Source organism: Staphylococcus felis (assembly GCF_003012915.1).
Lineage (GTDB): Bacteria > Bacillota > Bacilli > Staphylococcales > Staphylococcaceae > Staphylococcus > Staphylococcus felis.
In genome coordinates this window covers 226,255-243,858 of record NZ_CP027770.1, presented here as the reverse complement: position 1 = coordinate 243,858, position 17,604 = coordinate 226,255, and the positions used below count along the sequence as shown (strand labels likewise).

General features: G+C 36.1%; 16 protein-coding genes. 12 read left to right on the top strand and 4 right to left on the bottom strand.

The features are described from left to right. Nucleotides 1–122 precede the first annotated feature (122 nt). Genes queE through queC form a run of 3 tightly spaced genes read right to left on the bottom strand, consistent with a single transcriptional unit; the run spans nt 123 to nt 1,928 of the window. The gene (gene queE / locus C7J90_RS01195) at nt 123–836 is read right to left on the bottom strand and encodes a 7-carboxy-7-deazaguanine synthase QueE (RefSeq protein WP_103210687.1); all 714 of its coding nucleotides are present in this window, start codon (nt 834–836) and stop codon (nt 123–125) included. Continuing rightward, complete coding sequence (queD, locus tag C7J90_RS01190; protein WP_103210685.1) at nt 829–1,260, bottom strand: 6-carboxytetrahydropterin synthase QueD; 432 nt, start codon at nt 1,258–1,260, stop codon at nt 829–831. The genes queE and queD overlap by 8 nt, the downstream gene beginning before the upstream one ends. Further along, on the bottom strand, nt 1,257–1,928 hold the full coding sequence (queC, locus tag C7J90_RS01185) for a 7-cyano-7-deazaguanine synthase QueC (protein ID WP_103210683.1): 672 nt from the start codon (nt 1,926–1,928) through the stop codon (nt 1,257–1,259). Before queC ends, queD begins: the two co-directional genes overlap by 4 nt. Nucleotides 1,929–2,200: 272 nt before the next feature. On the opposite strand from queC, the gene C7J90_RS01180 reads away from it, so the two are divergent. The 7 genes from C7J90_RS01180 (at nt 2,201) to ltaS (ending at nt 8,934) form a co-directional block, all read left to right on the top strand. Continuing rightward, nucleotides 2,201–2,794, top strand: a complete 594-nt coding sequence (locus C7J90_RS01180) for an anthranilate synthase component II (RefSeq protein ID WP_103210681.1) — start codon at nt 2,201–2,203, stop codon at nt 2,792–2,794. Further along, nucleotides 2,778–3,917 (top strand): chorismate-binding protein, encoded by a 1,140-nt coding sequence (locus C7J90_RS01175; RefSeq protein ID WP_103210679.1) that lies wholly within the window; start codon nt 2,778–2,780, stop codon nt 3,915–3,917. The genes C7J90_RS01180 and C7J90_RS01175 overlap by 17 nt, the downstream gene beginning before the upstream one ends. Nucleotides 3,918–3,919: 2 nt before the next feature. Continuing rightward, nucleotides 3,920–4,525, top strand: coding sequence for an aminotransferase class IV (locus C7J90_RS01170; RefSeq protein ID WP_103210677.1), 606 nt, complete (start codon nt 3,920–3,922; stop codon nt 4,523–4,525). Between the two features lie 16 nt (nt 4,526–4,541). Next, nucleotides 4,542–4,748, top strand: coding sequence for a hypothetical protein (locus tag C7J90_RS01165; protein WP_103210676.1), 207 nt, complete (start codon nt 4,542–4,544; stop codon nt 4,746–4,748). Nucleotides 4,749–4,762: 14 nt separating this feature from the next. Next, complete coding sequence (locus tag C7J90_RS01160) at nt 4,763–5,443, top strand: carboxyltransferase domain-containing protein (protein WP_103210674.1); 681 nt, start codon at nt 4,763–4,765, stop codon at nt 5,441–5,443. Continuing rightward, nucleotides 5,440–6,447, top strand: coding sequence for a 5-oxoprolinase subunit C family protein (locus C7J90_RS01155; protein WP_103210671.1), 1,008 nt, complete (start codon nt 5,440–5,442; stop codon nt 6,445–6,447). The genes C7J90_RS01160 and C7J90_RS01155 overlap by 4 nt, the downstream gene beginning before the upstream one ends. 549 nt (nt 6,448–6,996) lie before the next feature. After that, nucleotides 6,997–8,934, top strand: coding sequence for a polyglycerol-phosphate lipoteichoic acid synthase LtaS (ltaS, locus tag C7J90_RS01150; RefSeq protein WP_103210669.1), 1,938 nt, complete (start codon nt 6,997–6,999; stop codon nt 8,932–8,934). 130 nt (nt 8,935–9,064) lie between these two features. Here the strand turns inward: ltaS and C7J90_RS01145 are convergent, their stop codons facing one another. Continuing rightward, complete coding sequence (locus tag C7J90_RS01145; RefSeq protein ID WP_103210667.1) at nt 9,065–9,880, bottom strand: ZIP family metal transporter; 816 nt, start codon at nt 9,878–9,880, stop codon at nt 9,065–9,067. 113 nt (nt 9,881–9,993) lie between these two features. Between C7J90_RS01145 and C7J90_RS01140 the strand changes: the two genes are divergently transcribed. From C7J90_RS01140 to hisC, 5 genes are all read left to right on the top strand, one after another. Beyond that, entirely contained in the window at nt 9,994–11,865 is a 1,872-nt protein-coding gene (locus tag C7J90_RS01140; RefSeq protein WP_103210665.1) for an ABC-F family ATP-binding cassette domain-containing protein, read from the top strand. A gap of 10 nt (nt 11,866–11,875) precedes the next feature. Continuing rightward, complete coding sequence (gene recQ / locus C7J90_RS01135) at nt 11,876–13,654, top strand: DNA helicase RecQ (protein WP_103210663.1); 1,779 nt, start codon at nt 11,876–11,878, stop codon at nt 13,652–13,654. Nucleotides 13,655–13,739: 85 nt separating this feature from the next. Continuing rightward, nucleotides 13,740–14,699 (top strand): ABC transporter ATP-binding protein, encoded by a 960-nt coding sequence (locus tag C7J90_RS01130; RefSeq protein WP_103210662.1) that lies wholly within the window; start codon nt 13,740–13,742, stop codon nt 14,697–14,699. Continuing rightward, nucleotides 14,696–16,213 (top strand): ABC transporter permease/substrate-binding protein, encoded by a 1,518-nt coding sequence (locus C7J90_RS01125; RefSeq protein WP_103210660.1) that lies wholly within the window; start codon nt 14,696–14,698, stop codon nt 16,211–16,213. Before C7J90_RS01130 ends, C7J90_RS01125 begins: the two co-directional genes overlap by 4 nt. Before the next feature lie 158 nt (nt 16,214–16,371). Continuing rightward, a complete protein-coding gene (hisC, locus tag C7J90_RS01120) occupies nt 16,372–17,421 on the top strand; it encodes a histidinol-phosphate transaminase (RefSeq protein ID WP_103210658.1) in 1,050 nt (349 codons plus the stop codon). Nucleotides 17,422–17,604 lie beyond the last annotated feature (183 nt).

Below are 17,604 nucleotides of genomic sequence, written 5' to 3'. Positions count from 1 at the left end.
ACAAAGTTAGCATATGTTAAGGTTTTAATCTTTTAAAAAATAAAAGAATAAGTGGTTGTGTATAGTGAGAAAATCTAATGCGTACGTATTAAAGACACCACTTTCTCTATGGTTAAAATCATTTATACACCCTTTTGATTACTCCACACCAATGTATGAAGTTGAGGTAAAACAAAAACATCATTCATATCTGAGCTTTTCATCACTAATTGAATAAGCCATTCATATCTTGAAAGAAGCTTTGATGTGTGGTGTTCAACTTGATCATCAAGGTAAGGGTTACCAACTTGCAAATAAAATGGTAAATCCGGATAGCGGTGATGTATTATTTTAGCGAATTGATAGTCAGTTTCATCAAAAATAACGACTTTAAGGTTGATTTTGCTTTCATCGCATTGATCAATAACCCCATCTAGTATATTAAGGTCATGTGTCATACCTGAACTAGGCGGTTTAGGTGAAATTGTCAAATCATCTATTTGGCGCATCCAAGGTTTGAAGTGAGAGCCTTGAGTTTCTAATGCTGTTTTAATATTTTGGCTATGACATAAATCTACAAACGATTGAAGTCCTTTAATTAATGCGGGGTTTCCACCAGATATTGTGACATGATTAAAACAATCACCGCCAATAAGTTTGAGTGATTCAAATATTTCATCTGCGGTCATCATTTGGATTGCGTCTTTCATACTGCCATCCCAAGTGAATTTTGAGTCACACCAGCTACAACGAAAATCACAACCAGCTGTACGGACAAACATGGTTTTACGGCCGACGACACGGCCTTCACCTTGTATAGTAGGACCGAATATTTCAAGTACAGGTATTTTAGCCATTTGGATGCTCCTTATGCTTTGGGCGATAAACAACATAGCTTGTTGGTGTTTCTCTTAAAAAGACTTGTAAGCATTTTGGCGCATTAGGGAGTTTTGAGAGATGTGCTTCTATGATGTGATAGATTGTTTGGGCTACAACTTCAGTAGATGGACTTTTACCTTTAAATGCCGTTAAATCATTTAATAAATAGTGGTCGAATTGATCATGAATCATACTTTTTAATGTGCTAAAGTTAATTAAAAAACCGAGCTCATCCAATTGGTCTCCGGCGATTGTTAAATTGACAAAGTACGTATGTCCATGCACACGCTGACACTTTCCTGCGCGTTCATCTGGAATAAAGTGAGCTGCTGAAAAATTGAAATCTTTATTCAATTCGAACATATAATCGTGGTCAACTGAAGGATAAATTTGTTGCATCATTGATTTTGAGCTCCTTTCTCTTCTAAATAACTTTCGAGACCGCGTTGGCGTAAACGACAAGCAGGGCATGTGCCGCAACCTTCAGCGATAATACCGTTATAGCAAGTTAATGTATTGTAACGAACGTAATCGAGTACACCTAATTCATCACTTAACGCCCACGTTTCTTTTTTATTTAACCACATTAATGGTGTATGAATAACAAAATCTCTATCCATCGATAAGTTTAATGAAAGATTCATAGATTTAATAAAACTATCACGGCAGTCGGGATACCCAGAAAAGTCTGTTTCACATACGCCTGTTACGATATGTTTAGCGTTAATCTGGTAGGCGAGTGCACCTGCAAAAGACAAAAACAATAAGTTTCGCGCTGGAACGAAGGTGTTCGGGACACCATCATTATCAGAAATAGCAATATCTGATGATGTTAAGGCGTTAGGTGAAAGTTGTGAGAGTAAAGACATATCCAAAACATGGTGTTTCAAGTCTTGATCTTTTGCAATGTGACGTGCGACTTCAATTTCTTTTGCATGACGCTGGCCGTATTCAAAGGTCACTAGCTCAACTGATTCGAAATGTTTTAAAGCATAAAATAAGCAAGTCGTACTATCTTGGCCACCGCTAAAAACGACAAGTGCTTTTTCGTTGTGAAGCACTTCTGACATAATGATTCTCTCCTTTTAAAGGTTCTTTTAGGCATAAAAAAAGCCATCCCTATAAAAAGATAGACACGTTAGGATGGTCTAGTTTTTTATAGAGGGTTAGTCGCTAGGAACCTCTTTTTCTATTTAATATGTTGTATACTCTAATACAATTGTAATTATAAATCAAGTCGGTAAAATAGGAATCATTTTACATTTTTATGAATTCTGCTTTGTCAATTTGCGTAACATTTGTGATAATAGAATATAATATGAATTAAATGAGGCAATCAATAATGATAGTAATGATAGATAATAAAGATTCATTTACATATAATGTAGTGGATTATTTAGAGACGGAAAGTGGTCAACAGATTCACGTTGTTGATATAGAGGATGTGAATGTTCAACAATTACAGCAACTTAATCCGGAAGCAATTGTTATCTCGCCGGGTCCAGGTGCTCCTAACGACTATCCCATTTTATATGAGGTAATGCAGACATTCGAATCGACTGTCCCCATGCTTGGTGTATGTTTAGGTTTTCAGCTTATCGTCGCATATTACGGTGGTGATATTATTAAAGCACCATACCCTGTGCATGGTCATACGACAACAATAGAACACCATGAGTCTTGTTTGTTTAGTGGATTACCGACACGCTTTAATGTGATGCGCTATCATTCGTTAATAGCAGACATCAAAACCATCCGGTCACCGCTCAAAATAACAGCACAAAATGAGGAGGGGATGGTCATGGCAATAGAACATCAATATCGACCGATATATGGTGTGCAATATCATCCTGAATCCATACTATCGGAGTATGGGCATGCACAATTTCGAAACTTTTTGGTGAAGGCGGGGGTTGTTAATGGTTGTGAAGTTTAACTATGTTTATTATAACAGTCCAGATGATACAACCCGGTATGAATATACATTTCACAATCCGCTTCACTATGCGATTGCGACAAATTATACCGAGGTAGGGCGTGTTGTAGAGGAAGCGGAGTATTACCAACGTCAAGGCTATTACGTCGCTTTGTATTTAACGTATGAAGCTGCAACGTACTATAATCAAAGTTTTGAAGTTAATGTGCCAGAAGATCATATCTATGCAGCGTATTATGCATTTGAACATCCTGTTGATGAAGAGGGGGAATCTATGCCTCTGTCACAATTTCAAATGCCAAAATTTTCGTGTATTCATACGTCAGATGAAATACAAAAGCATATACGTACGATTCAACAAGAAATTATTTCAGGTTGGACGTATCAAGTGAACTATACAACACGTTTTGAAAGTGCAGAAAAGGTTTGTATATCAACGTTATACGCTTTTTTAACTCAAAAGGGGAATGGTCATTATACTGTTTTGATAGATACAGAGGATTTGAAAATAGCTTCAATTTCTCCAGAGCTCTTTTTCCAAGTAGGCCCGTTTGGTGAGGCAAATGAGAGAATGATTGTGAGTAAGCCGATGAAAGGCACTATACAAAGAGGAGCAACGGTTGAAGAAGATGAGAAAAATTTTCAAGAACTTCAACAATCTGCAAAAGACCGTGCTGAAAATGTGATGATAGTAGACCTACTTCGCAATGATATCGCAAGAATAGCACGTACAGGGACAGTTGAAGTAAAGCATCCATTCCTTATTGAAGCGTATAAGACTGTATTTCAAATGACAACGATGGTATTGGGACAAGTCGAGAATGTGTCATCATATAATGAAATGTTTGAAGCGCTTTTCCCTTGTGGGTCAATTACTGGAGCACCTAAAGTGAATACAATGAATATTATTAATCAATTAGAGTCCACACCACGACATGGATATTGTGGTACGATTGGTTTATTACATCCTGATGGCAAGGCTATATTCAATGTGCCCATTCGAACAGTGCAACAACTTCATAATCGATTAGTATATGGTGTTGGAGCAGGGATTACGATTGATTCAGATCCGCAAAAAGAATATAAAGAATTTTTAACTAAAACCAAAATATTAGAGGGATAATGATGTACTTATTCGAAACGATGCGACTAGAAAACGGTAAGATTTTGCGACAAAATTATCATTTTCAACGTATGCAACATGCGAGTCTTCAATTGAATATACCATTTAGTCCAACAAGATGGCTATCGTGTATAGATGACTTAACATCTATGTATCCTAGTGGTCTATATCGGACGAAGGTAATCTTGGATGAAAGTGGGCAAATGGATTACGAATGTCATGCTTTACCCCACACGAAAGAAATGACTGCACGACTTGTCAAGATGAGTGAAGATACCCCAGATTGGCACCGTCTATATAAAACATCTAATCGTGAATATTTGCATCACTCAAAGGAAAGCGATTTAATTTTATTGTACGATAAAGCTAATAAAATATTAGAATTTGATATTGGAAACATGGTTTTACAGTTTGGAGACGTATATTACACACCACCATTTAACCATGATTTTTTAAGTGGATGTATGCGTCAATTTTTGCTTGACCGAGGGCTGATTCAAACCAAATGCATTACGGTTGAAGAGCTTAAACATGTTTTGGCAAAAGGTGGTCAACTTTGGATGATAAATAGTTTGAGAGAATGGGTTCCAGTTATCCTTATAAAATGAATAAGTAGGTGTCTTTTTGATTATTCTATATCTAGTATTATTTGTTTTAGTGATGTGGATTGGCCAATATGTAGGAGAGAGGCTTGTACAAAATGTTCAAAAGTCTGTCATTTTGATATGGTTAAGTCTCATTTTTATTATAGAAGGACTATTGATTTATCAATTGATGAAGTTTTTCATAACTGCTGTCGTTTCAATATTAAAATTATTTTATCATGAGTAGTAGAGGTGTAGAAGATGAAAGTTTATAGTCAAGGTGATCAAGCAATTATTGTATCAGGGCGAGAACCAGTCACACCTGCATCGGTGCGTCAATTACTAGCCGTACGCCAGTACTTGCTTGAAAAAAATGAACCATTTATTACTGAAATCGTACCAACTGAAACTGATATGCTTATTTCGTATGATGCACGTATGATGATGAAGCATCTTGATATTCCGTCACCATTTTTATATTTAAAAGATATGATTGAACATATTAAGTTGGATGAATTAGTAGAAGGGAATCCTAAATTTGTCGAAGTACCTGTATATTATGACAATGAACACGGTCCACATCTGCCACAGTTGCTTGACGAATTGGATTTAGATTTAGAAACATTTATTCAATACCATACTGCTCCAAATTATTTTGTTTCGATGATGGGCTACTCACCAGGCTTTCCATATTTAACCGAGATGGATAAGCGCATCGTTGTCAATCATACAGCTTCCAAAAAGCGTATGATTCCTGCAGGTTCAATTATTGTTGAAAATCATAAGTGTGGTATTACAACGACAGATTTATATGAGGATTGGTTAGTCATAGGCTATACACCATTAAAGCTATTTGATTCAAGTCAAAAAGACTTCACACGTATCGCGTTGGGAGATACTGTGAAATTTTCTCCAATCCAAAGAGGAGGTCACACGTCATGACAATTATTGTCGAAGAAGGCGGTCTGTTTTCTACTTTTCAAGACTTCGGTCGCAAAGGCTATGAGCATTTAGGAGTGATTCGAAGTGGTGCACTGGATATGTTGGCACATGAAATTGCTAATCGTCTGGTAGGGAATGATCGTAATGAAGCTACTCTCGAAATGACTAATCAAATGGCGAGACTCCGTTTTACTGAGCCGACACTTATTGCATTATCAGGGGCTCAAGTCATAGCACATCAAGAAGAACGACAAATTAGATCTAATAAACTTTATTTAATGAATAAAGGTGACGTATTGACGTTTGATGCGTTGCGTCGTGGAACAAGAGTTTATTTGGCAGTTGCTGGTGGATTTGAGTTGGGTGAATGGTTGGGTTCTACTTCTACGGATACGAACTCAAAGTTGGGAGGCCATTATGGTCGAACGCTTAAAGCTGGAGATGAGCTTAGTATGAAGCGCTCTTATAATGCAAGGCATCACAAACTGTTTGCAAACCTAGAAGAGTTGAAGGAGACAGACTGGGGTGTTGATGGTTATGCATTATCATTCAACTATGTCTCTGACGTTGTACATGTGATTCCGGGCAAAGGCGCTGAAGACTTTGAATCTTCAGTATTACAAGGTTTTATTAAAGAAGAGTATAAAGTTTCAAGCAAAGCAAACCGTATGGGGATTATTTTAGAAGGAACACCTGTCAAGGCTTATTATGAAGATACGCCACCGCACCGTTCAGTTAAGCGAGGTACTATCCAAGTCAAAAAAGATGGAACGCCTATTGTCTTATTAAATGATCATTATACATTGGGAAGCTATCCTCAAATAGGCACAATAGCCTCTTACCATTTATCAAAAATTGCTCAAAAAAGACAAGGTTCAAAAATCAAATTTCAATTTATTGATATTATTCAAGCAGAACAAAACCTTGTGAAATACCATAAATGGCGCAAACAACTTTTTCAAGGTATTGAGTACCGCATGCAGGGTGAAATGTTAAAATCATAGCATTTTCAAAAAATAGATTAAATATACTTATGACATTATAACAGATGGGGCTAGGGATATTAAGACAGTGTCAAAATGTCCTAGGAGCGTTTTTAGGTAGAAGTTCACAATTTGCGAAAAAGTAGAGATAAGGAACGATTAATTTTTCGCAAAGGGTTTGGGTCGAGCCATAATCGCTTTTGTTAAAGCCCTATCTGTTTTTAATTGATTAAATAAAGAGTTAAGAAATTACAACTTTAGTTGGAGTTCAAATATAGCGGAATACGTTATACTCATTTTTATTCGAATATCAAAGTGTGTGAGTCATAATGTGTAACTTTTTTATTGCGATTTTGTGAATGTTAGGATGCTGCGATATTTTATCGTGTTGCACGACTTTACCTTTAAAAGGTAATGTATGACTTGAAATTTCACACTTTTTCATATATATTATTAAATTGAACTAACTTGTTTATATTACAAAATGATTACAAATTAAAACGAATGTTATGATTATATAGATGATATTAAGATTTAGTACTTGACTGAATGTATAACGGGGGAGCATATATGAAGAACGATAAAAAGAAAATAGGAATATTCACGTTTTTCCTTTTAATGGTGCTAACCATTGCTTTGAAAACGTATTTTGCCTACTACGTTGACTTGTCGCTCGGTGTAAAAGGACTGACTCAAAACTTAATCTTACTCTTAAATCCATATAGCTTAGTGGCACTTATTTTGAGCGTATTTTTATTTTTTAAAGGGCGCAAAGCATATTGGTTTATGTTCATAGGCGGTTTTTTAATTACATTTTTACTTTACGCTAATGTAGTGTATTTTAGATTCTTCTCTGACTTCATTACATTTAGTACGTTGAACCAAGTAGGGAATGTCGATTCAATGGGTGGTGCTGTAAGTGCATCATTTAAGTGGCATGACTTTGTGTATTTTATCGATACGATTGTTTACTTGTTCATTTTAATTTTCAAACAAAAGTGGCTCAGTAAAAATGTTTTTCATAAGAAGTTTATTCCAGTTGTCATGGCAACAGCAATTGCACTTTTCTTCTTGAATTTAGCTTTTGCGGAAACGGATAGACCAGAATTATTAACACGTACATTTGACCATAAATATTTAGTGAAATATTTAGGTCCATATAACTTCACTGTGTACGATGGTGTTAAAACCATTCAAAACAATCAACAAAAAGCATTAGCATCTGAAGACGATTTAACAGAAGTGTTGAACTACTCTAAACAGAAGAACACAGAGCCTAACGTTGAATACTTTGGTAAAGCGAAAGGCAAAAATGTGATTAAAATTCATTTAGAGAGTTTCCAAACTTTTTTAATCAACAAAAAGATTAACGGGGAAGAAGTGACACCATTTTTAAACCAATTATCATCTGGTCAAAATGATTTTAGATACTATCCTAATTTCTATCATCAAACTGGCCAAGGTAAAACATCTGATGCTGAATTTACAATGGATAATAGCTTATACGGATTGCCACAAGGTTCAGCGTTCTCGTTAAAAGGAGATAACACATATCAATCGTTGCCAGCTATTTTACATCAAAAACAAAACTATACAACGAGCGTGATGCACGGTGACTATAAAACATTCTGGAATCGTGATCAAGTGTATCGTCACTTTGGTATTGATAAGTTTTATGATGCAACGTATTATGATATGTCTCCTGAAAATCAAGAAAATTTAGGCCTTAAAGATAAAGAGTTCTTTGATGAATCTTTAGACTATTTATCTAAAGAGAAAGAACCATTCTATACACATTTAATTACGTTAACAAACCATTACCCATTTACGTTATCACCTGAAGATGCATCAATTCCTAAAACAGATACAGGTGACTCTACGGTGGACGGTTACATCCAAACAGCGCGTTATTTGGATGAGTCGTTAGAACAGTTTATTAACGGTTTAAAAGAACGTGGCTTATATGATGATTCTGTCATTATGATTTATGGTGACCACTATGGTATTTCAGAAAATCACAACAAAGCGATGGAACAACTTTTAGGTGAACCTATCACAGCGGCTAAATTTACAGATTTAAATGCTACGGGCTTTTGGTTAAAAGCACCAGGCGTTGAGCCAGAAGTTGATGAAACATATGCTGGTCAAGTAGATGTGATGCCAACGTTGTTACACCTGATGGGTATTGATACTAAGAATTATCTGATGCTAGGTACAGACATGTTGTCGAAAGACCATAACGATGTCATTCCATTTAGAAATGGTGATTTTGTAACGAGTGACTACAAGTTCGTAAATGGTAAAGCTTTTAGTAATAAAGACAATCAACCATTAGAACAACCACCGGCAGATTTAGAAAAAAACAAACGCCAAGTTGAAACAGACTTAGAGATGAGCGATAAAGTGCTTAACGGTGATTTGTTTAGATTTTATGATAATCCTGATTTCAAAAGAATAAATCCTACTGATTATCGATATGAAACAGGACCTCAAGGGAATCAAAAATAAATATATTAATAAGACCCTATGCTTCAAAGAAAGATGATGAAGCATAGGGTCTTTCGTATATTTTAAAGACTGGTAATTGATAAGAAAGTAAGAGAGGCTAAAAATCCAGGCAATGACGTGTGATATAAGACTAACCTAACGCGACATCCAAAATCATCATGATTGTAAATCCGAGCATCAGACTTAAAGTAGCAAGGTCAGTGTTTTGAGAAGATTGAGAATCAGGAATTAGTTCTTCTACTACTACAAAAATCATCGCACCCGCTGCGAATGCAAGTGCATACGGCAATATCGGTGTAACGACTAACACTGCAGCTGCACCTATTGTAGCGAAGACAGGTTCGACGAGTGCTGAAGCTTGACCATAATTAAATGATTTCCATTTAGATTGACCTGAAGCATGAATAGGCAATGACAATGCAGCCCCTTCAGGAATATTTTGAATCCCAATCCCAATAGCGAGACTGAGTGCACCGAGAAGTGTTGCTTGAGCATTCCCTGTTGCCACACCACCAAATGCGACTCCGATTGCCAACCCTTCCGGAATATTATGAAGGGTAATAGCCAGTAGAAGTAACGTATTTTTATTTAGGCTTGTTTTGACACCTTCTTTTTGTTGCGTGCGATCAGTTGCATTTTGATGAATATGCGGTATGACATAGTCAAGCCCACGTATAAAGACGCCACCTAATAAAAAGCCGATAGCAGCAGGTAGCCAAGGAAGTGTACTACTCGCACTACTTTCGATAGCGGGTTGTAATAATGACCAAAAACTAGCTGCAATCATAATGCCCGCCGCAAAACCTTGCATCGAACTTAAAACTTTATGATTAACATTTTTAAAAATAAAAACAGTGGCCGCTCCTAATGCAGTTAATAACCAAGTCACGATACCTGCGATCAAAGCTTGTAAAAAAGGGGGCGCACTTGCAATGTAATCTAGCATTTTTAATGACTCCTTAGTATCATTTGAAAAGAAAACAGTGTATAATATATAGAACTGATTTAAGGTTAACAGATATATCCAAGTAAATCTATAAGAAAAAGGATGTATGTTTTGTGGAAGCATTTAAAATTGAAAAGTTAAATAAATCTTATGCAGATAAAGTGATATTTAATGATTTGGAACTTTCTATATCTAACCGAGAGCGTATTGGATTAGTAGGCATTAACGGTACAGGTAAAAGCTCCTTACTTAAAGTTATAGCGGGATTAGACGATGACTATGAAGGGGAAATAACACATCCGAAAACATATCGAATACGTTACGCTTCTCAAAAGCACGAACTGAATCCGGATTCTACTGTTTATGATGCAGTTTTAAGTGCTGAAACTGAAACACTTAAAACAATTAAACGCTATGAACAAGCTGTTACGCGCTATACAAACACACAATTAGAACGTGATTTTGATGAAATGATGCATGCACAAGTCGCTATGGATTCAATGAATGCGTGGGATTATAGTGCTGAAATCAAAACAATATTGTCTAAATTAGGGATTCATGAAACGGCAAAACGGATTAAGGAACTGTCAGGTGGTCAGCAAAAACGTGTCATGCTAGCAAGAACGCTCATAGAAAGGCCTGATTTATTACTTTTAGATGAGCCAACGAACCATTTAGATTTTGAATCTATTCATTGGCTCATTCAATATATTAAAAATTATCCTAAGACGGTCGTTTTGATTACACATGATCGCTATTTCTTGAATGAAGTTGCTTCACGTATTATTGAACTTAAAAACGGTCGACTTCATTCATATCCGGGTAATTATGAAGACTATATTACAATGCGTGCTGAGCAAGAAGAGATTGCACAACGTCAGCAATCCAAACAGCAAGCATTGTACAAACAAGAGTTGGCATGGATGAGAGCAGGTGTTAAAGCGCGAACGACAAAGCAACAAGCACGTAAAGATCGCTTTGAAAAACTGGAGAACCAAGTTAAATCTCAGGTGACTAAACAAACAGCTCATTTAGATATGGCACATGCACGATTAGGTAAACAGGTATTTGAATTAGATCATATTTCAAAAGCGATTAACAACAAGCAATTATTCGCCCATCTAAAGACAATTATTCAAAAAGGGACACGTATTGGAATTGTAGGACCGAACGGCGCAGGTAAAACGTCGTTATTAAATATTTTAGCTGGTATCGACAATGATTATGAAGGGGTTCTTAAAGTAGGACAGACTGTTAAAGTTGCCTATTTCAAGCAGACTGATGAACGTTTAAATGAAGACGTTCGTGTCATTGACTTTTTGCGTGAACAAAGTGAACTTGCATATCAAAAAGACGGTACAGTTGTCTCGGTGACGCAGTTGTTAGAACGCTTTTTGTTCCCAAGTTCAACCCATGGTAAAAAAGTATATAAGTTATCCGGTGGTGAACAAAAGCGATTATATTTACTGCGTTTATTAGTCCATCAGCCGAATGTACTATTGTTAGATGAGCCGACTAATGATCTAGATACTGAAACATTGACAATTCTAGAAGACTATATCCAAACATTTGGTGGAACGGTGATTACAGTCAGTCACGATCGTTATTTTCTAAATAAGGTTGTAGATACTTATTGGTATATTCGAGAAGGAAAAATAGATACGATACTCGGACAATTTGAAGATTATTTAGCGTATAAGCAACAAGAGCAAGAAACAATTCAGAAAAAAGAAAGGTCTGTTGAAATACAACAATCTAAAAAGAAAAAAGGTTTATCTTATAAAGAGAAAAGAGAATACGACATGCTATTGAGTCGTATTGAAGAAACAGAAGAGCGCTTAAAACAAATAGAGGAAGAAATGATTGAAGCGCATTCGGATTATGCAAAAATAAAAGCGTTAAATGAAGAAAAGGAAACGCTCGAGTCGCAATATGAATCGGACATCACAAGGTGGAGTGAGCTTGAAGAAATATTAGAACAATAAGAGGGATTATATGGAACAGACATTGTCTCATTATTTTGGTTATAAGGCTTTTAGGCCTGGTCAAAAGGAAATTATTAGTCAAATTCTTAGTGGAAATCATACATTAGGCGTTTTACCGACTGGTGGAGGTAAGTCGGTTTGTTATCAGATTCCTGGTCTGATGCTTAAAGGTACAACAATTGTGATCAGTCCATTAATTTCGCTTATGAAAGATCAAGTCGATCAACTAAAAAGTATGGGCGTTTCTGCCGCATACTTGAATAGTAGTCAAAGCAGTCATGAACAGCGAGAGGTGGAAAAGTTACTTGCACAAGGTGAGTTGAAATTTTTATATGTTGCGCCTGAAAGGTTTGAAAATGGTTATTTCCAGCACTTGTTAACACGTGCAACGATTGCACTCGTCGCATTTGATGAGGCGCATTGTATCTCCAAATGGGGCCATGATTTTCGTCCGAGCTATCAAGCAGTTGTACATAAAGTATTTGCGATACCTCAAAATTTTGCGATGGTGGCACTGACGGCAACAGCAACAGCTGAGGTACAACAGGATATCATGTCACGTTTGAATATTCTAAAGCAACATGTTGTTAAAACTAGTGTTAAACGTCGTAACCTTGTTTTTAAAGTTAATCCTACTTATCAAAGACAAAAATTTGTATTAGATTATGTCAAAACACATGAAAAAGAGGCGGGTATTATTTATTGTTCGACTCGAAAGCAAGTTGAGTCTTTGTATGAAGCATTGGATGACGCTGATATACCAGCAACTTATTATCATGCAGGACTATCTGCCAAGTTACGTGATGAGGCTCAGAATGACTTTTTGTATGATCGTACAAGGGTCGTTGTTGCAACAAACGCATTTGGTATGGGCATTGATAAATCTAATGTGCGCTATGTAATTCACTATAATATGCCTGGAGACCTTGAATCCTATTATCAGGAAGCGGGTCGAGCTGGACGAGACGGCTTGCAGAGTGAATGTATTTTGCTATTTAGTGATAGGGACATCAGTTTACATGAATACTTTATTACGTCATCTAAAGCAGACGATGATTACAAGGAACGCATGGGTGAAAAGCTGACAAAGATGATTCAGTATACTAAAACGAATAAATGTCTAGAGGCGACGCTCGTGCATTATTTTGAGCCGAACGAGAATTTAGAAGAGTGTCAGCAATGTAGCAACTGTGTAGATAAACGTAAAACCTATAATATGACGAAAGAAGCCAAAATGATTATTAGTTGTGTGGCACGTTTAAAACAAAGTGAAGCCTATCAAGTGGTGATACAAGTTCTACGTGGCGAAAAGACGGATTATGTGAAACATCAAAACTACGAAGACTTATCTACTTATGGGATTATGCATGATTATACGACAAGTGAGTTGCACCATTTAATTGATGAATTACGATTTAAAGGTTTTTTAAATGAACAAGACGAAATATTGTTATGTGATGCATCTGTAGAAACTTTGTTAAATAGTAGTGAACAAATTTATACTGTCCCATTTCGTCAAAAGTCAAAAGAAACTGTACATATCAATACAGTTGAAGGCGTGGACCGTAAATTATTTGATCAGCTTGTCGAAGTGAGACTTAAAATAAGCGAAAAATTAAACGTACCGCCTATCAATATTTTTTCGGATTATACTTTGGAAGAATTTGCGAAACGTAAGCCGACGACCAAAGAAGAAATGATTCATATTGATGGTGTAGGAAGTTATAAGTTGAAGCATTATTGTCCTCAATTTTTAGAAGCAATCCAAAATTACAAGGCATATGTGTAAGTGATGTAGTATAGGATTATATAACAGTGAGTATTTTAAGGTGTTTTGGGTATAAAAAATAGAAATAATATAAACGAGGGAGCCTATGATACAATTCAAAAATGTCTCAAAAAGCTATGGTAATAAAGTTGTTGTTAATCAAGTCAATTTCGAAATAAATGAAGGAGAATTTTTCGTGTTAATCGGGCCATCCGGGTCTGGCAAAACAACGACAATGAAAATGATCAATCGCCTGATCCCTTTGACAGAAGGGTATATTTATTTCAAAGAACGTCCCGTTAGTGACTATTCTGTTTATGAGATGCGTTGGGACATGGGATATGTGCTACAACAAATCGCATTATTTCCACATATGACTATACGTGATAATATTGCGCAAGTACCAATGATGAAAGGTTGGAGCAAAGAGAAAATAGACCAACGTGTAGATGAGCTTTTAGATATGGTAGGGTTAGAGCCAAAACAATTTAGAAATCGCCGCCCTGATGAACTTTCAGGTGGACAACGCCAACGTGTAGGTGTTGTCCGTGCACTTGCAATCGATCCCCCTGTTATTCTAATGGATGAGCCTTTTAGCGCTTTGGATCCAATCACAAGAGAGAAGTTACAGGATGATTTATTAGATTTGCAGGCCAAAATAAAAAAGACCATTGTTTTTGTAACACATGATATCGAGGAAGCCTTTAAGCTAGGTGATCGTATATGTTTGCTTAATCAAGGGCATGTAGAACAAATAGGTACGCCGAATGATTTTATAAAAAATCCTAAAAATGATTTTGTACGCCAATTTTTAGGCGAAATGACGAGCGTAGTGATGAATCATTTCACATTAGGTAAAATAGCGGAACTTGTAGGGCAACCTTTAACAGCAGACAATCGTCCAAACTATCCTGTTGTAGATAAAGCGAATTCGATTAGTGATGTCTATCGAGAATTAGTTAAACATCAAGCGGTACTTGTTGAAGGTGAACAAAGGTGCTGGCTACTATCGAGGCAAGACATTTTCCAATTCTTATCTCAGAATAAGGCTGGTGAACTCGTATGATGACTTTCTTTAATACTTTAAGTGAACGTAAAGGCGAATTGCTAACGACTTTGATTGAACATATTCAGTTATCATTTATTGCATTACTTATTGCGGTCGTCATTGGTGTCCCAATTGGAATACTACTTACTAAAACGAGAAAGCTTTCAGAGATTGTCATTAATATTGCAGCAGTCTTACAAACAATTCCATCACTTGCATTATTGGGGCTCATGATTCCGCTATTTGGTATCGGCACAGTACCAGCCGTTATCGCATTAGTAGTTTATGCACTATTACCTATTTTGCGTAATACATATACGGGAATTGTTGGAGTAGACCCTTCGCTTGTAGAAGCGGCTAAAGGGATTGGAATGAAGCCATTACGTCGATTGTCTAAAGTAGAATTGCCATTAGCAATGCCGGTTATTATGGCAGGGATACGTACAGCTATGGTGTTAATCATTGGGACTGCAACGCTTGCTGCACTGATTGGAGCAGGTGGTCTTGGGAGTCTCATCTTATTAGGAATTGATCGTAATGATACGTCATTAATTTTAATTGGAGCAATTCCAGCGGCGTTATTAGCGATTTTATTTGATGTTGTTTTACGCATTTTAGGGACGATTTCATATCGTAAAATGATGATTACATTAGGTGTGATTTTATTAGCGATGTTCTTATTAACAGTTGCACCATTACTTGCACATAAAGGAGAACGTGTGACTTTAGCAGGTAAGTTGGGAACAGAACCCTCAATCGTCACAAATATGTATAAGATTTTAATTGAAGAGAATACAGATTATACAGTTGATGTTAAAGATGGAATGGGTAAAACATCGTTCTTATTTAATGCCTTAAAGGCCGATGAAATCGATGGATACTTAGAATTTACTGGTACAGTGATTGGTGAGTTGACGAAAGAAGAATTAAAGTCAAAAGATAAAAATCAAGTGTATCAACAAGCAAATAAAGGATTAGAATCAAAGTTTGACATGAAAATGTTGAAACCGATGAAATATAATAATACTTATGCATTAGCTGTAAAACGAGATTTTGCAGAGAAGCACAATATTAAAAAAATAAGTGATTTACGAAAAGTAGAAGATCAAATTAAACCGGGTTTTACATTAGAATTTAACGACCGTGAAGATGGATATAAAGCAATTAAAGGGGCGTATCATCTGGATTTTCAAAATGTCAAAACAATGGAACCAAAGTTAAGATATCAAGCAATTGAAAAGGGAGATATTAATTTAATTGATGCATACTCAACAGATGCAGAATTAAAGCAATACGATATGGTTGTCTTAGAAGATGACAAGACTGTATTTCCACCTTATCAAGGCGCACCATTGTTTAAGACAAAATTTATAGAGTCGCATCCAGATATTGTAAAAGCCTTGAATCAATTAGAAGGTCAAATTACTGACGAGGATATGCAAGAAATGAACTATGCCGTTGCAGAAAAAGGAGAAGATCCGTACGACGTCGCAAAAGCCTATCTAGAATCACATCAATTGATAAAAGAATAATGATTAATAGCTATCAAGTGAGTTGGTGTATCTTTTTGTATACATTAACTCACTTTTTGGTGTTCGAATCATTTTAAATGTTGCTCTAGAGTTTTATGGCATTTGGCTATATAATAGATAATGTATTCTAAATTTTCAGATTTGTAGGAGGGGAATGTATGAAGTCACAAATTAGTCAATTAAGTGCTTATCAACCAGGGCTATCTTCGGAGGCTTTGAAGAAGAAATATCATATAGAGGGCCAACTGTACAAGCATGCGTCGAATGAAAATGTATATGGCCCATCACCTAAAGTGAAAGAGGCTATCAACCAAGCAGCAGATGAATTATATTTATATCCGGAGCCAAACGCACCAGAATTACAAGAAGTGATTTCGAAGCATTATAATATTCAAAAAAATCAAATTCTCTTTGGTTCAGGACTTGATGAAATGATTTTAATTATTTCTCGTACATTATTAGCAAATGATGAAAAAGTCATTACGAGCGAAGGAACTTTTGGACAGTATAAACATAATGCTATTGTGGAAAATGCAAATTTTGTAGAAGTCCCCTTAAAAGAAGGCACGTTTGATTTAGATGGTATTGCTGCTGCTATAGATGACGAAACAGAGTTAGTATGGATTTGTAACCCGAATAATCCGACTGGAACATATCATAATCACAAAGCCATTGAAGCCTTCCTTCAAAAGGTACCGTCAAATGTTACTGTGATTTTAGATGAAGCGTATGCGGAGTACGTTACTGCTAATGATTATCCTGATACGTTAGCATTATTTCAAACGTATTCTAATATTGCAATGTTACGTACATTTTCAAAAGCATACGCGTTAGCAGGGTTACGAATAGGCTATTTAATAGGTCAACCAGAGCTTGTTGAAAAACTGAATATTTTACGTCCACCTTTTAATGTGACCCGTGTTTCAGAACAAGCAGCGATTGCAGCACTAAAAGATCAAGCGCATCTTGAAAAAGCTGTTAAAATCAATCATGACGAACGAGAAAAGTTCAAAAATCTGAATTCGACTTTGAAAATATATCCATCTCAAACAAATTTTGTATTTATTGAAACAGAACAATCACAAGCGTTAAACGATACATTATTAAAAAATGGAATTATTGCCCGAGCAATGCCAAATGGAGTGCGCGTGACTCTGGGCTTCCCAGAACAAAATGAAGTCATTCGGAACGTATTAGAGAATTTTTAATAATAGCCCGAAGCAGTAAGGTAAAAATGATTAAAACATCTCAATACGTCAAATGGTATTGAGTGATGTAGAAATCGTTATCCCCTTAGCTGCTTCATTTTTTCTATAATGTGACAAATGTCATATTAAATGAGTGACAGTATCAACTATCGGTGTGACGCTTAAACCCTTAAAATAAAGATA

What these genes read in the sequence shown, in the direction of transcription:
- C7J90_RS01130 (WP_103210662.1), top strand. Translation starts at nt 13,740, where the DNA reads ATGATACAATTCAAAAATGTCTCAAAAAGCTATGGTAATAAAGTTGTT.
- C7J90_RS01160 (WP_103210674.1), top strand. Translation starts at nt 4,763, where the DNA reads ATGAAAGTTTATAGTCAAGGTGATCAAGCAATTATTGTATCAGGGCGA.
- queE (WP_103210687.1), bottom strand. Translation starts at nt 836, where the DNA reads ATGGCTAAAATACCTGTACTTGAAATATTCGGTCCTACTATACAAGGT.
- recQ (WP_103210663.1), top strand. Translation starts at nt 11,876, where the DNA reads ATGGAACAGACATTGTCTCATTATTTTGGTTATAAGGCTTTTAGGCCT.
- hisC (WP_103210658.1), top strand. Translation starts at nt 16,372, where the DNA reads ATGAAGTCACAAATTAGTCAATTAAGTGCTTATCAACCAGGGCTATCT.
- C7J90_RS01145 (WP_103210667.1), bottom strand. Translation starts at nt 9,880, where the DNA reads ATGCTAGATTACATTGCAAGTGCGCCCCCTTTTTTACAAGCTTTGATC.
- C7J90_RS01155 (WP_103210671.1), top strand. Translation starts at nt 5,440, where the DNA reads ATGACAATTATTGTCGAAGAAGGCGGTCTGTTTTCTACTTTTCAAGAC.
- C7J90_RS01170 (WP_103210677.1), top strand. Translation starts at nt 3,920, where the DNA reads ATGTACTTATTCGAAACGATGCGACTAGAAAACGGTAAGATTTTGCGA.
- C7J90_RS01180 (WP_103210681.1), top strand. Translation starts at nt 2,201, where the DNA reads ATGATAGTAATGATAGATAATAAAGATTCATTTACATATAATGTAGTG.
- C7J90_RS01125 (WP_103210660.1), top strand. Translation starts at nt 14,696, where the DNA reads ATGATGACTTTCTTTAATACTTTAAGTGAACGTAAAGGCGAATTGCTA.
- queC (WP_103210683.1), bottom strand. Translation starts at nt 1,928, where the DNA reads ATGTCAGAAGTGCTTCACAACGAAAAAGCACTTGTCGTTTTTAGCGGT.
- ltaS (WP_103210669.1), top strand. Translation starts at nt 6,997, where the DNA reads ATGAAGAACGATAAAAAGAAAATAGGAATATTCACGTTTTTCCTTTTA.
- C7J90_RS01175 (WP_103210679.1), top strand. Translation starts at nt 2,778, where the DNA reads ATGGTTGTGAAGTTTAACTATGTTTATTATAACAGTCCAGATGATACA.
- queD (WP_103210685.1), bottom strand. Translation starts at nt 1,260, where the DNA reads ATGATGCAACAAATTTATCCTTCAGTTGACCACGATTATATGTTCGAA.